We start from the raw sequence: 14968 nt of genomic DNA on the forward strand, positions 1-14968 counted from the left end.
CGGTTAGTGCGCGCTGGAGGTCACCTGACGTCCGGCGGCACGGTCCCAGATCACCGCGAGGATCGCCATCACGGCGGTCGGCATCAGCCAGGCCAGACCTTGCTCCGCCAGCGGCAGACGCGCGGTCCAGGCCGGCAGGATAGCGGCAAACGCCGATGACTTAATCCCGTCAATGATACCAAACATCAGACTGATAAACATGGCCGGCGCGATAACACGTGACGAATTATGCCACCAACTGCGGGTAAAGCTTAATACAACCAGTGCGATACACGGCGGATAGATAGCGGTCAACACCGGAATCGACACCTGAATCAGGTGGCTCAGACCAAGGTTGGAGACCGCCATCGAGAACAGGCCGAGGATGAAGACCAGCGTGCGATAGGAGAACGGCAGATACTGGGCAAAGAACTCAGCGCAGGCGCAGGTCAGCCCCACCGCCGTCACCAGGCAGGCGATGAAGATCAGCGCTGCCAGCAGGAAGCTACCCGCCCCGCCGAAGGTATGCTGCACGTAAGCGTGGAGGATTGCCGCGCCGTTAGCGGACTGGTCCACGAGGGTGGCGCTATCAGAGCCCAGACGGAACAGCGCCAGATACAGCAGGGTCAGACCGACGCCTGCCATCAGGCCCGCCCAGACGGTGTAGCGGGTCAACAAACGCGCTTCGCTGACGCCGCGGGAGCGTGCGGCATTGACAATCACGATCCCGAACACCATCGCGCCGAGGGTGTCCATGGTCAGGTAGCCGTTGACGAAGCCATTGGAGAATGGCGCGGTACGATACGCTTCCATCGCGTCGCTGATCGGGCCCGCCGGCCAGACAACCGCGGCGACCGCCAGCACAATCAGGGCGATAATTTTCAGCGGCGCAAGGAAATTTCCCACCGTATCCAGCAGTTTGCCCGGATAGAGTGAGACCAGGATCACCAGCGCGAAGTAGATAACGCTGTAGATCAGCAGCGGCAGCGGGCCGTCGCCGGTCAGCGGCGCAATCCCGACCTCAAAAGAGACGGTCGCGGTGCGCGGGGTCGCGAACAGCGGTCCTACCGCGAGATAACACACCACCGCCAGCAGGATACCCGCCACTTTACCAATCGGGGTGCTCAGGCTTTCAACGCCGCCGCCGACTTTCGCCAGCGCCACCACCGTCAGCACCGGCAGACCCACCGCAGTGATCAGGAAGCCGATCGCCGCCGTCCAGACGTGCTCGCCCGCCTGTAAGCCAACCATCGGAGGGAAAATAATATTGCCTGCGCCAACGAACAACGCGAAGGTCATAAAGCCCAACGCTATGATGTCGCGAGATTTTAACTGATGGGTCATAAATTCATTACTGCCTGTGGATGTGGTGTTGTAAAAAAATGGAAAAATACCGCGCTACCCTCTCAGGGACGATACAGCGGCGATTGCCGGTAAACTCAGCGAGATATGCTCCCGAAGCGGCGTGGGAAAGAATTGTTTTTGGTATTACCACGCAAAAGCAGTCTGTCATCGACTGCGCAGGCGCAATTTAAACGCTTATAACGTTTTAAAGCAAGGCACGATCGCAAAAGCAGATGATTATGCCAATTATCAGTTTAACACCAGAATCATTTACCATATTGATGGAAAACCCGTGGCTTATCATGCGAACAAAAAAGCAGCGCACGTTCATTAAATAGGCGAGGGGAAAATGACTGCCAATGAAAATGACCAGCCGAAGCTGGTCATTGGCAAGATAAGCTGACAGTGCGCCGCTCAGGTGTCGTTTCTGGCAATTAATCGTTCCGGGAGCAGGAAGCTAAAACGGGTTCCCTTGCCCACCGTACTCTCTATTTCCAGTCGGCTGTCATGATGGTTGACCGCGTGTTTGACAATCGCCAGCCCCAGGCCGCTGCCCCCCGTTTGCCGGGAGCGGGCTTTATCCACCCGATAGAAACGCTCGGTCAGACGGGGAATATGCTCCGGGGCAATGCCTGGCCCATTATCTTCGACGCTGAACAGCGCCCCCTGCGGCGTTCGCTGCCAGCTGACGCGAATTTCAGTGCCCGGCGGGGTGTGGTTCACCGCGTTATAGACCAGGTTAGAAATGGCGCTGCGCAGCTGCTCCTCGTTGCCCAACACCTTGAGCTGCTCATCGACGGTAAAAATCAGCGTCTGCTTATCCTGGCTGAGGGTCTGCGCCTCGCGCTCCACCACCCGCAGCATCATCGGCACGTCGATGCGGTCATTCATCGCCAGCGCCGGCGCGGCTTCAATACGCGACAGCGTGAGCAGCTGCTTCACCAGCCCCTCCATACGCTGGGTTTGCTCACGCATGGTGTGCAGGGCCTTTTCACGGGTCGCCCCTTCCAGCACCTGCTCCTGCATCATCTCCAGATAGCCTTGCAGCACCGTCAGCGGGGTGCGCAGCTCATGGCTGACGTTAGCGAAGAAGTTACGCCGCGCCCCTTCCAGTTGATGCATCTGCGTCACGTCGCGCGCCACCATCAGCCACTGCTTGTCGCTGTAGGGCATCACGCGAATTTCCAGATGACGGGCATTATTCAGCACCAGATTGAGCGGTTTTGAAAAATCACGCTGTTTCAGGTAGGTGGCGAATTCAGGATAGCGCAGAAGGTTAAGAATGTTTTGCCCACTGTCGTCCGGCCAGCGCAGGTTTAAAATCTGCTGCGCCAGGCCATTACACCAGAAAATGGCTCCCTCCTCCGTGGTCAGGACCACCGCGTCCGGCAACGATTCCGCTCCACTGCGGAAGCGTTTAATCAGACTTCCCAGCTCACGTCGACGCTTTTTATTACGCATCTGCATCTGGTGCAGACCATACAGCAGCGGCTCCCAGCTGCCGCGGCCGGGCGGAGGGGTCATGCTCCGGTCCACCCACAGCCACCACGACAGGCGCATCAAATTCCAGAAATGCCAGATCAGCAAACCGGTCACTGCCGCCAGTAAAAACCACGGCAAATGCCCCACAAACGCCCCCAGAATCAGGGCCGGAATACACGCTAAAAAGAGCTCCAGCGCCAGCCTTTTCCATGACAGCCGTTCCAGCACGGGTCACACTCCTGTCAAAATTCAGAAACGGGCGGAGAAACGATACCCCGTGCCGCGAACCGTTTGCACCATCCGATCATGGCCACTGTGTTCCAGCGCTTTGCGCAGGCGACGAATATGGACGTCCACCGTGCGGTCTTCCACATAGACGTTGGTTCCCCAAACGTGGTTCAGCAGCTGCTCGCGGCTGTACACCCGCTCCGGATGGGTCATAAAGAAATGCAATAATTTAAATTCCGTTGGCCCCATGTCCAGCGGACTTTCGCCGGTCATCACCCGGTGCGATGAGGGATCGAGGCTCAGCCCCTGCATTTCAATCACCTCTTCCACCGCCATCGGCGAAATACGGCGCATCACCGCTTTGATTCTCGCCACCAGCTCCTTCGGTGAGAAAGGCTTGGTAATGTAGTCGTCCGCCCCGGTCTCCAGGCCGCGAACGCGATCCTCTTCTTCTCCGCGCGCGGTCAGCATCACCACCGGAATATCACGGGTCATCGCCTCGCGCTTGAGCAGCTTAATAAACTGCAGCCCCGAACCGCCCGGCAGCATCCAGTCAAGGAGAATCAAATCAGGCCAGGGTTCATTGAGTTGATTCACCGCGCTGTCATAATCTTCCGCTTCGACAGGCTGAAAGCCATTTTGCTCCAGAACAAAGCAGACCATTTCGCGGATTGGAGCTTCATCTTCAACGACCAGAATTCTTCTCGCCATTATTTACCCTGTGTTTTTTAGCCATCAGTATAGAAGTGCGGCGTCATTATGCGTCACTTTTGTGACAGATTTATGAAAAAAATGACCGTCTGATGATCGGGTATTTTGAAGCATGACGCGGACTTACCCCTCTCCGACAAATGGTATACTGCCGCTCATGCTTTTTTCGCTAGGGAAGATTTATGCGCATCCTTCACACCTCCGACTGGCACCTGGGCCAGAATTTTTACAGCAAAAGCCGTGCGGCCGAACATGACGCCTTCCTGACCTGGCTGCTGGCCCGCGCGCAGGAGCATGAAGTCGACGCCATCATCGTGGCCGGCGATATTTTTGATACCGGATCGCCGCCGAGCTACGCTCGCGAACTGTATAACCGCTTTGTCGTCCAGTTGCAGCAGACCGGCTGTCGCCTGGTGGTGCTGGCGGGCAACCACGATTCGGTGGCGATGCTCAATGAATCCCGCGATATCCTCGCCTTTTTACACACCACCGTCGTGGCGAACGCCGGCTGCCCGCCCATTGAGCTGCCGCGGCGCGACGGCACCCCTGGGGCTATCTTCTGCCCGGTGCCGTTTTTACGCCCGCGCGAGCTGGTCATCAGCCAGGCCGGCCACTCCGGTCGGGAAAAACAGCAGCAGCTGCTGCACGCCATCAGCGACTATTATCAGGAACAGTATCAGCAGGCCTGCGCGCTGCGCGGCGATCGCCCGCTGCCCGTCATTGCCAGCGGCCATCTGACCACCGTCGGCGCCAGCAAAAGCGATGCCGTTCGCGACATTTATATCGGCACGCTGGATGCCTTCCCGGCGCAGCACTTCCCCCCTGCCGACTACATTGCGCTGGGCCATATTCACCGGGCGCAGGTGGTCGGCGGCTGCGAGCACATCCGCTACAGCGGCTCGCCGCTGCCGCTGAGCTTTGATGAAACCGGCAAAGCGAAATCGGTGCATCTGGTGAGCTTTAGCGATGGGCGACTCAGCGCCGTGGAAACCCTCGAGGTGCCCGTCACCCAGCCGCTAGCGGTCATCAAAGGCGATCTGGCCGCCATCACCGCCCAGCTGGAGCAGTGGCGCGGCGTTGAACAGGACCCGCCGGTGTGGCTGGATATCGAAATCACCACCGAGGAGTACCTGCACGATATTCAGCGTCAAATTCAGGCGCTGACGGAGGATCTGCCGGTGGAAGTATTGCTGGTGCGCCGCAGCCGCGAGCAGCGCGAGAAAATACTGCTCAACGCCCAGCGGGAGACCCTCAGCGAACTGAAGGTGGAAGAGGTGTTCGAGCGCCGGCTGGCGCTGACCGAGATTGACGATGAGAAGCGCGCCCGGCTGCACGAGCTGTTCGCCCATACGCTGCATACGCTCACCGCGGAGGACGAAAACGCATGAAAATCCTCAGTCTGCGTCTGAAAAACCTCAACTCCCTGAAAGGGGAATGGAAGATAGACTTTACCGCCGAGCCGTTCGCCAGCAACGGCCTGTTCGCCATTACCGGCGCCACCGGCGCCGGGAAAACCACCCTGCTCGACGCCATTTGCCTCGCGCTTTACCACGAAACGCCGCGCCTGAATAAAGTCTCCCAGTCGCAAAACGACCTGATGACCCGCGATACCGCCGAGTGTCTGGCGGAGGTGGAGTTTGAAGTGAAGGGCATCCCCTACCGCGCCTTCTGGAGCCAGAACCGGGCGCGTAACCAGCCGGATGGCAACCTGCAGGCGCCCCGCGTCGAGCTGGCGCGCTGCGCCGACGGCAAAATCCTCGCCGATAAGGTCTCGGATAAGCTGGAGCAAACCGCGACGCTCACCGGCCTCGACTATGGCCGCTTCACCCGCTCGATGCTGCTCTCCCAGGGACAATTTGCCGCCTTCCTGAACGCGAAGCCGAGCGATCGCGCGGAGCTGCTGGAGGAGCTGACAGGCACGGAAATCTACGGTCAGATTTCGGCGATGGTCTATGAGCAGCACAAAACCGCTCGCCATACGCTGGAGAAGTTCGAAGCCCAGGCGGCGGGCATCGTCCTGCTGACGGAGGCCCAGCAGCAGGCGCTGCAGGAAAGTTTGCAGGTGCTTACTGACGAAGAGAAAGCCCTGCTGGCGCAGCAGCAAAACCAGCAGCGGCAGCTCCAGTGGCTAACGCGCCGCGACGAGCTGGCGCAGCAGCAGCAGCAGGCGGTCAGCGGCCAGGAGCAGGCCCGCCAGGCGCTGGCCGACGCCGCGCCGGCGCTGGCGAAGCTTGAGCTGGCCCAGCCCGCCGCCCAGCTGCGCCCCCTGTGGGAGCGCCAGCAGGAGCACGCGGCAGGCCTGGAGCAAACCCGCCAGCGAATCAATGAAGTAAATGCTCGCTTACTTGCCAGCACGGCGCTGCGCGCGCGCATCCGCCGCAGCGCCCTGCACGCTCAGCAGCAGCGGCAGGCTGAACTGACCGATCTGGCGCAGTGGCTGGCGGCCCATGAGCGATTCCGCTTGTGGGGCCAGGAGATTGCCGGCTGGCGGGCGCAATTTTCGCAGCTAACGCGGGATAAACAGCAGCTGACGGCCCAGACCAGCCGCCTGGCCGCGCTGCGCCAGAAGCTGACCGCGCTGCCAGCCAGTCCTCTGTCGCTGAGCGCCGATGACGTTGCGGCGGCGATAGCGCAGCAAACCCAGTCGCGACCGCTGCGCCAGCGGCTGCTCTCCCTGCATGAACAGCATCAGCTGCTGCGCAAGCGTCTGCGCCAGAACGCCGAAAGCGTACAGCAGGCGCAGGCGGAGCAGGCAAAACTCAACGCTACCCTGGCGCAACGCCGGGCGCAGTACAAAGAAAAAAACCAGCACTATCTCGACCTGAAAGCGCTCTGCCAGCGGGAAGAAACGATTAAAGATCTGGAAGATTACCGCGCCCGGCTTGAGGCGGGTAAGCCCTGCCCGCTGTGCGGCTCCTGTGAACATCCGGCGATTGAGCAATACGCTTCGCTAACAGTCACGGATAATCAGCGCCGCCGCGATGCGCTGGAAAAAGAGGTCGCCGCGCTAAAAGAAGAAGGTCTGCTGATCCTCGGGCAGGTCAACGCCCTGACGCAGCAGCTCCAGCGTGAGACCGAAGCGGCCGGGCGGCTCGCTGAGGAAGAGCAAGCGCTCACTAAAGCGTGGCAGGAAACCTGCGCCTCTCTGCAGGTCACGCGGGATATTGCGCAAGAGATAAACGACTGGATCCAGGAGCAGGAGCGCTACGAGCAGCAGCTCTACCAGCTCAGCCAGCGCCTGATGCTGCAGAGCCAGCTCAACGATCAGGAGGCGCTGGAGCGCCAGGCTCTGCAGCAGCTGACGGCCACGCGCCAGGGGCTGGAGAGCGCCCTGCAGGCCCTGACGCTGACCCTACCGGAAGAAGGGACAGAATCCGCCTGGCTGAACGCTCGCGAAAGCGAATTTGCCCAGTGGCAGGCGCAACAGACCCGGCATGGCGCCATTCAGGAGCAGATTGCCGCCCTGCAGCCGCTGCTCGAGACGCTGCCAGCCAGCGACGAGGCAGAGGCTGAAGCTGAAGCGGAACCGGCGATCCCCGACAACTGGCGCGCGATCCACGAAGAGTGCCTGGCGCTGCACAGCCAGCTTGTCGCTCAGCAGCAGCTGGAGACCGAAGAGAAGGCGCGCCTGGACCAGTCGCAGGCGCAATTTACCGCCGCCCTGGCCGCCAGCCGCTTTAACGATCGGCAGGCGTTCCTCGCCGCGCTGCTGGACGACGAGACCGCCCAGCGGCTAACGCAGTTAAAACAGACGCTGGAGCAGCAGCTTCAGCAGGCGACGGCGCTCTGCGAGCAGGCGACCCGGCAGCAGCAGGCGCACCTGGCGCTGCGTCCGCAAGGGACGGACGCGGACATCCCCGCCCTGCAAACTCAGCTGCACGACCTGGCCCAGCGGCTGCGGGACAACACCACCCGCCAGGGCGAGATCCGTCAGCAGCTCAGGCAGGACGCAGAGAGCCGTCAGCATCAGCAGGCGCTGGGGCGGCAGATTGCAGAGGCGGCGCAGCTGGCGGATGACTGGGGCTATCTCAACTCGCTGATCGGCTCCAGCACCGGCGATCGGTTCCGCAAATTCGCCCAGGGGCTGACGCTGGATAATCTGGTCTGGCTGGCAAACCAGCAGCTTAACCGCCTGCACGGGCGCTATCTGCTGCAGCGCAAAGCCAGCGAAGCGCTGGAGCTGGAGGTGGTCGATACCTGGCAGGCCGACGCCGTGCGCGACACCCGCACCCTCTCCGGCGGCGAAAGTTTCCTCGTCAGCCTGGCGCTGGCCCTGGCGCTGTCGGACCTGGTGAGCCATAAGACGCGGATTGACTCTCTGTTTCTTGATGAGGGCTTCGGCACCCTCGACAGCGAAACGCTGGACACGGCGCTGGACGCGCTGGATGCGCTCAACGCCAGCGGCAAGATTATCGGGGTGATCAGCCACGTGGAGGCGATGAAAGATCGCATTCCGGTGCAGATCAAAGTGAAGAAGATAAATGGCCTGGGCTACAGTCGGCTGGATAGAGCGTTTGCGGTGGAGTGAGGTCTGAGTCATTACGATGTTCCCTCACCCTAACCCTCTCCGGGGGGAGAGGGAACCGTCCGGCGCTGGTTTTCCGTTTCGTACGCTGTTGCGATTACCCCTCTCCCCGCAAGAGACCGGGGGGTTCCTGCCGCACCCCCAACCACCGACGCTGTCTTTCCCCCTCTCCCTCCGGGAGAGGGCCGGGGTGAGAGGGAGTGGTTCAGGTCCCCTGCAGCGGCCACAGCCATGCCGCGCCGCGTACTCCGCTGGAGTCGCCGTGCATCGCTTTACGGATCGGCGTTTCACACTCGCCGCCGAAGACCCACTGTTTCACCAGGTCCGGCACCGTCTGATACAGCCGCTCGACGTTGCTCATCCCGCCGCCCAGCACGATGACGTCCGGATCGAGGATGTTCACCACGTGGGCGAGCGATTTCGCCAGCCGCTGTTCATAGCGGCTCAGCGCCAGTTCGGCTTTTTCGTCACCTTCACCCACCAGGCGCATAATCTCGCTGCCGCTTAACCCCTTGCCGCTCAGCCGCTGATAGTCAGTGGCAAAGCCGGTGCCGGAGATAAAGGTTTCGATACACCCCTGTTTACCGCAGTAGCAAGGCACTTCCGCACGGTAGCGCAGCTCATCGTCGTTCATCCACGGCAATGGGTTATGTCCCCACTCGCCGGCGTTACCGTTGCCGCCGATATGCGCCCGCCCGTTGAGCGCTACGCCCGCGCCGCAGCCGGTGCCGATAATCACCGCGAACACCGTTTGCGCCCCCGCCGCCGCGCCGTCCACCGCTTCCGACACCGCCAGACAGTTGGCGTCGTTAGCCAGCCGAACTTCGCGGTCAAGGCGCAGGCTGAGGTCCTTGTCAAAGGGCTGGCCGTTGAGCCAGGTCGAGTTGGCGTTTTTCACTACCCCGGTATAGGGCGAAATCGAGCCCGGGATCCCCATCCCCACGGTGCCACGCTGTCCGGTCGCCTGCTCGGCCATCGCCACCAGGGTAGCGATAGTCTCGATGGTTTGCCGGTAATCCTCCCGCGGCGTGGGTAACCGATGGCGAAACAGCTGCTCTCCCTGGTCGCTCAGGGCTATCACTTCGGTTTTTGTACCACCTAAATCAATACCAATACGCACGCTCAGCTCCTCACCCCGATTAACAATGCAAGCATAGCGACAATTCGCTATCATGCCCGCCTGATTTAACGACAAAGCCGTGGAAATTATCATGCTGTGGTTCAAAAATTTAATGGTTTACCGTCTCAGCCGCGATATCGAATTGCGCGCCGAGGAGATGGAAAAACAGCTGGCCGAGCTGACATTTACCCCTTGTGGCAGCCAGGATATGGCGAAAACCGGTTGGGTATCGCCGATGGGATCGCGCAGCGACGCGCTGACGCATACGGCGAACGGCCAGATCATTATCTGCGCGCGTAAAGAAGAAAAGATCCTGCCGTCGCCGGTGATCAAGCAGGCGCTGGAGGCGAAGATCCAGAAGCTCGAAGCCGATCAGGGGCGCAAGCTGAAGAAGACTGAGAAAGATTCCCTGAAAGATGAAGTGCTGCACTCGCTGCTGCCGCGCGCCTTCAGCCGCTTCAGCCAGACGATGATGTGGATCGACACCGTCAACGGCCTGATCATGGTGGACTGCGCCAGCGCGAAAAAAGCGGAAGATACCCTGGCCCTGCTGCGTAAAACCCTCGGCTCGCTGCCGGTGGTGCCGCTGACCCTGGAGAATCCGATCGAGCTGACGCTGACCGAGTGGGTCCGCTCCGGCACCGTAGCGCAGGGCTTCCAGCTGCTGGACGAAGCCGAGCTGAAAGCGATGCTGGAAGATGGCGGCGTGATCCGCGCCAAGAAGCAGGATCTGGTCAGCGACGAAATCGCTGTGCACATTGAGGCCGGGAAGGTCGTCACCAAGCTGGCGCTGGACTGGCAGCAGCGTATTCAGTTTGTGATCTGCGACGACGCGTCAATTAAGCGCCTCAAGTTCTGCGATGAATTACGCGACCAAAACGAAGATATCGATCGGGAAGATTTCGCCCAGCGCTTTGACGCCGACTTTATCTTAATGACCGGCGAACTGGCTGCCCTGATCCAAAGCCTGGTGGAAGGGCTCGGCGGCGAAGCGCAGCGCTAAGCGCCGCTTTCTTTCCTGCCTGACAGGAAAAAAATACAACCCGGCGGCAAGCGCCGGGCGTTACGCTGACTTACAGATAGCGGCACAGATAGGAGGTTGGCTCAGCCACCTGCAGATGGAATTCGCTGTTGCCTGGCACATTGAAGGCTTCGCCGGCGGCGTAAACTTTCCACTCAGTCTCACCCGGCAGCAGGACATTCAGCGCCCCGCTGACCACCGTCATCTCTTCCGGCTGCGCCGTACCAAAGGTGTATTCTCCTTCCGCCATCACGCCAACGCTGGCGCGACCGGTACTGCTGCTGGTGAAGCCAATGGATTTCACTTTTCCGTCAAAGTATTCATTGCTTTGAAGCATAAACAAGCCCTTCTGATCGTCGTTGAAAGGCTCAATATAGGGGGCGCTCCTTGCCCCTGTCACGTGAAATTAACACATTAGACTAATAGTTCTGCCGCCAGTCGGGAAACCAGCACATTCGACAGCAAAACCGGGACATCAAGGGCTTTTTGTAACACATCGCGATGATGCTGATAGTAACCGAGACAGTCGAGGACCAGCACGTCGGCCCCCTGCTCCAGCAGCGCTTTACCGGCGGTTAACAGCTCACTGTCGCTACCGGTAAACGGGTTGGCCAACGCGTAGTACGGTGACTTCTCCAGTGAATGCCACTTTTGTCGCTGCATGGGCATGATCTCTTCCACCGGCACGATCACCCCGACCTGGTGCCCATCGACGATCGACGCCACCAGCGGCGGAATGATCCGCTGCGGCTCGAGGAGGATCGCGTGGTGGGTGGTAAAACCGGTCAGCTGTTCGGAGCTGAGCAGCAGGATCACATCAAAATGCTGTCGATCCAGCATGGCGATCACGCTGCGAACATCACGTTCAATTTTTTGTCGCGACACCATCACCAGCTGGTTATCGCTGAGCAAGGTCAACAGACCCTGTTCGCCGTCACCCACGGCGTACTCTGCCATCACGTCGTCACGCGTCATCTCGCCCAGCAGGCTGATGTGAGCGATCTGTTCTTCCCTGATATGTTCGGTCAGGAGCGGTAATACTCCCGCCAGCGGCACAACGCCGATGGTCAAAATTGCCATCGTTGCACTACTCATATCATGTACCTTTTCACTACCACTGCTTCAACACAGGCTTACCACACACAGCATTCGCCCCCCTGGTGAGTAAAAATCAACCGTCGAGAAGCGTAGCAGCTCCACGCCGCGGTTGAATGTAAAGATTACCGGGCGGCGGCGGCGTGCCTGAAAAATCCGTGTGTTAGAAATTCATTAGTACGACTGATAAATAAAAAATGTGAGATACGCCCGATATTGCCCGCAGGACAGGCAATCCGGGCTCAGGGGTTAAGACTTGTCGGGATCTTCATAACGCCGCTTGGCATCCACGGCTTCCTGCTCGGTAGGATGTTCGCTGATTAGCGAATCGGGCTCAGGATAGTCCGCGCGGAGTTGATACCAGGTCACCGTCTGACCCTGAGGACCTTTCTCTACCGCAACCACGCGCGCTTCTCTCGGATATGGGGGTCTGTTTGGCATAGTTCTTCCTTCTTCCGGTATCAGAACTATCAAGTATAGGCGCCCCTCGCCGCCTTAATGTAAGTAAATTCTTAACTTACCGGAGCTGCCGTCGCGCCGCACAGCATGGTCATAATTTGCTCCACCACCCGATCCGGGGAGGCTGTAGCATCGACAATATGATGGGCAGCATCACGGTATAACGCTTCACGCTGTGCCAGCACCTCGCCCACTTCCTCACGCACCGGTTTCCCGGTGAGCGTCGGCCGTTGTTCGGCTTTCGGGTAGGCTTCCAGACGGTCAATCAGCGCCGACACCGACGCCTGAAGATAAATCACCACGCCGTTCTCCCGCATAAACTGACGGTTACATTCCGCGAGGATGATGCCGCCGCCGGTGGCGATCACCGTATTCGGCAGGGTCACGGCCTTCAGCGACAGGGTCTCCAGCTCGCGAAAGCGCGCCCACCCTTCCGCCTGCACGATCTCCGCCACCGTCCGCTGCTCATGGGCCTGCAGCCGATGATCGGTATCCGAGAACTGAAAATGTCGCGCTCGCGCCAGCGCATGGCCGACGGTGGTTTTACCGCAGCCGCGTGGCCCGATGAGAAAGATTGGCTGTGTCATAACCGAAGACCCCCTGGTTCCGTCTGTCGCAAAAAAAGAAAAACGAAAGAACGTATTATCGCTGTCTGTTCCGCAACGTAGTCGTAAATAAAACGTTACACAACTTCTTTACACCCCATCACCGCAGTGAGACAAAGGGCTCTTAATGTAAACTTATCATTGCATTTGGTGTTTAACCAGCTTTACTTTTCTGCCTGGCGTTATTTTTTATCCACTGCTGGCGTAAACGGTAACACATTTATGCATAGCTTTACGAAGCAACATATTTACAACATCGTGTTTCAGACGCACCCTGATGCCTATTCGACAGTGTGACAGAGGAATGTAACATGCAATCTGAAGAACAACGCCTTATTGATGGACTGTTTTCCCGGCTGAAAGAGGCTGAGGCGCACAGTGCATCGCGCGATGCCAGCGCCGAGGAGCGGATTGCCCAACACGTGAGCGCGCAGCCGGCGGCCCCCTACTATATGGCGCAAACCATCCTTATTCAGGAAGCCGCGATTAAACAGCTCAACGATCGCATCCAGGCGCTGGAGAGCCAGGTCAGCCAGCTGCAAGCGGCAAAGCCCAGCAGCGGCGGTTTCCTCTCCGGCCTGTTTGGCGGCGGCGGCTCGTCACGCGGTTCTGACCCGATCCCAGGCGCGGAGCAATACGGTCGCCCGCAGGCCAGCTCACAGCCGCAGTATGCCCCACAGCAGCAGCAGAGCTATGCCCCGCAGGCTGCCGCACGCGGCGGCGGCTTTATGGCGGGCGCGCTGCAAACGGCCGCAGGCGTAGCGGGCGGGGTGGTGCTGGGCAATATGCTGACCAGTATGTTCAGCGGCTCGCACCCGCAGGAGATTGTGAATATCATCGAAGAGAAGCCGCAGCCTGATGCTGACGCCCCCGCCGCGCAGGACGCCGCCGCGGGTGACGATCCGTTCCGTCAGGGAGACGATCAGTTCCTTGCCGACAACACCTGGAACGACGACTTCGACGCCGGCTTTGGCGATGATGATATTGGCAGCGATGACGACAGTTGGGTTTAACCCTGCTGACGTTTAACCGCCAGCAACCACTTCTCCAGCTCGGCGGCAAACTGTTGCCGATCGCGCTGCGATAAACTATCCGGGCCGCCGGTCTGAACGCCGCTGGCCCGTAATGTCTCCATAAAATCCCGCATCGTCAACCGCTCGCGGATCGTCGCTTCGCTGTAGCGCTCTCCGCGCGGATTGAGCGCCGCCCCGCCCTTCGCCAGCACCTCCGCCGCCAGCGGAATATCGGCGGTGATCACTAAATCCCCCGCCGCGCACTGACGGACGATTTCGTTATCCGCCACGTCAAAACCCTGCTCAACCCGCAGGGTGCGGATGAAACGCGACGGCGGTACGCGCAGCGGCTGGTTCGCCACCAGCGTCAGCGGCGTCTGGGTCCGCTCTGCCGCGCGGAACAATATCTCTTTAATCACGTTCGGACACGCGTCTGCATCCACCCAAATGGCCATGCCAGCTCCTGTTACCTGCAATAAGTGTCGCCAATGTTACCTGCTTTTCTCCCCCATGAAAGCGCCAGGATGATAAGCTAATCAGATCGTAACGAAAAAAGCAGAGGGGAATGGTGATGGATAAGAAAATTGGCTTTATCGGCTGCGGCAATATGGGTAAGGCCATTCTGGGTGGACTGATCGCCAGCGGTCAGGTACAGCCGGGACAAATTTGGGTCTACACCCCGTCGCCGGACAAGGTTGCGGCTCTGCGCGACCAGTACGGCATCAACGCCGCCGATAGCGCCCAGGAAGTGGCGCAAATTGCCGATATCGTCTTCGGCGCGGTGAAGCCGGGGATCATGACCAAAGTGCTGGGCGATATCGCCTCCAGCCTGAATAAAGAGTCGCTGGTGGTCTCCATCGCCGCCGGCGTCACGCTTGACCAGCTGGCGCGCGCGCTCGGCCACGATCGCAAAATTATTCGCGCGATGCCCAATACCCCGTCGCTGGTTAACGCCGGCATGACCTCCGTTACGCCAAACGCGCTGGTGAGCAGCGAAGATGTGGCTGAAGTGTTGACCATTTTCCGCTGCTTTGGCCAGGCGGAGCAAATTGCCGAGCCGATGATCCATCCGGTGGTGGGCGTTAGCGGTTCGGCGCCAGCCTATGTCTTTATGTTTATCGAAGCGATGGCCGATGCCGCCGTTCTCGGCGGGATGCCGCGCGCCCAGGCCTACAAATTCGCCGCGCAGGCGGTGATGGGCTCTGCCAAAATGGTGCTGGAGAGCGGTGAGCATCCGGGAGCGCTGAAAGATATGGTCTGCTCTCCTGGCGGGACCACCATCGAAGCCGTGCGCGTGCTGGAAGAAAAAGGCTTCCGCTCCGCGGTGATCGAAGCCATCAGCCAGTGCATGGAAAAATCAGAGAAACTGAGCCGCTCCTGAAGCTG

14 protein-coding genes are annotated in these 14968 nt (G+C 59.8%); 5 read left to right on the forward strand and 9 right to left on the reverse strand.

All coding sequences use genetic code 11. The features are described 5' to 3' along the window. Positions 1-3: 3 nt before the first annotated feature. The 3 genes from brnQ to phoB form a co-directional block, all read right to left on the reverse strand. Positions 4-1323 (reverse strand): branched-chain amino acid transporter carrier protein BrnQ, encoded by a 1320-nt coding sequence (brnQ, locus tag GT756_RS06920; protein WP_004204859.1) that lies wholly within the window; start codon positions 1321-1323, stop codon positions 4-6. A 414-nt stretch (positions 1324-1737) separates the two neighbouring features. After that, positions 1738-3033, reverse strand: a complete 1296-nt coding sequence (phoR, locus tag GT756_RS06925) for a phosphate regulon sensor histidine kinase PhoR (RefSeq protein ID WP_023319830.1) — start codon at positions 3031-3033, stop codon at positions 1738-1740. Positions 3034-3054: 21 nt separating this feature from the next. Further along, on the reverse strand, positions 3055-3744 hold the full coding sequence (gene phoB / locus GT756_RS06930; protein ID WP_004204861.1) for a phosphate response regulator transcription factor PhoB: 690 nt from the start codon (positions 3742-3744) through the stop codon (positions 3055-3057). Between the two features lie 182 nt (positions 3745-3926). On the opposite strand from phoB, the gene sbcD reads away from it, so the two are divergent. Next, positions 3927-5132, forward strand: coding sequence for an exonuclease subunit SbcD (gene sbcD, locus GT756_RS06935; RefSeq protein WP_048323143.1), 1206 nt, complete (start codon positions 3927-3929; stop codon positions 5130-5132). After that, entirely contained in the window at positions 5129-8272 is a 3144-nt protein-coding gene (gene sbcC / locus GT756_RS06940; protein WP_160124627.1) for an exonuclease subunit SbcC, read from the forward strand. Before sbcD ends, sbcC begins: the two co-directional genes overlap by 4 nt. Positions 8273-8474: 202 nt before the next feature. Here the strand turns inward: sbcC and mak are convergent, their stop codons facing one another. Continuing rightward, a complete protein-coding gene (mak, locus tag GT756_RS06945; protein WP_004204864.1) occupies positions 8475-9389 on the reverse strand; it encodes a fructokinase in 915 nt (304 codons plus the stop codon). 91 nt (positions 9390-9480) lie between these two features. Here mak and rdgC point away from each other — a divergent pair, with 91 nt between their 5' ends. Next, on the forward strand, positions 9481-10392 hold the full coding sequence (gene rdgC, locus GT756_RS06950; protein ID WP_094311717.1) for a recombination-associated protein RdgC: 912 nt from the start codon (positions 9481-9483) through the stop codon (positions 10390-10392). Positions 10393-10462: 70 nt separating this feature from the next. Here rdgC and ppnP read toward each other — a convergent pair whose 3' ends face one another. The 4 genes from ppnP to aroL form a co-directional block, all read right to left on the reverse strand. Beyond that, positions 10463-10747: a pyrimidine/purine nucleoside phosphorylase gene (gene ppnP, locus GT756_RS06955; RefSeq protein ID WP_004204865.1), complete on the reverse strand. Its 285-nt coding sequence runs from the start codon at positions 10745-10747 to the stop codon at positions 10463-10465. 77 nt (positions 10748-10824) lie between these two features. Next, on the reverse strand, positions 10825-11505 hold the full coding sequence (locus tag GT756_RS06960; RefSeq protein ID WP_072096489.1) for an AroM family protein: 681 nt from the start codon (positions 11503-11505) through the stop codon (positions 10825-10827). Between the two features lie 249 nt (positions 11506-11754). Continuing rightward, positions 11755-11946, reverse strand: coding sequence for a YaiA family protein (locus GT756_RS06965; RefSeq protein ID WP_002890278.1), 192 nt, complete (start codon positions 11944-11946; stop codon positions 11755-11757). Between the two features lie 71 nt (positions 11947-12017). After that, positions 12018-12551, reverse strand: a complete 534-nt coding sequence (gene aroL, locus GT756_RS06970) for a shikimate kinase AroL (protein ID WP_023319827.1) — start codon at positions 12549-12551, stop codon at positions 12018-12020. 329 nt (positions 12552-12880) lie between these two features. Between aroL and GT756_RS06975 the strand changes: the two genes are divergently transcribed. Continuing rightward, positions 12881-13582, forward strand: coding sequence for a DUF2076 domain-containing protein (locus GT756_RS06975; protein WP_048294238.1), 702 nt, complete (start codon positions 12881-12883; stop codon positions 13580-13582). Here GT756_RS06975 and GT756_RS06980 read toward each other — a convergent pair. After that, positions 13579-14037, reverse strand: coding sequence for a YaiI/YqxD family protein (locus GT756_RS06980; protein WP_004204870.1), 459 nt, complete (start codon positions 14035-14037; stop codon positions 13579-13581). The genes GT756_RS06975 and GT756_RS06980 overlap by 4 nt on opposite strands. 116 nt (positions 14038-14153) lie before the next feature. On the opposite strand from GT756_RS06980, the gene proC reads away from it, so the two are divergent. Next, entirely contained in the window at positions 14154-14963 is an 810-nt protein-coding gene (gene proC / locus GT756_RS06985) for a pyrroline-5-carboxylate reductase (protein WP_004204871.1), read from the forward strand. Positions 14964-14968: the final 5 nt, after the last annotated feature.

It is taken from the genome of Klebsiella sp. Q2, assembly GCF_009900705.1.
Taxonomy (GTDB): domain Bacteria; phylum Pseudomonadota; class Gammaproteobacteria; order Enterobacterales; family Enterobacteriaceae; genus Klebsiella; species Klebsiella quasipneumoniae.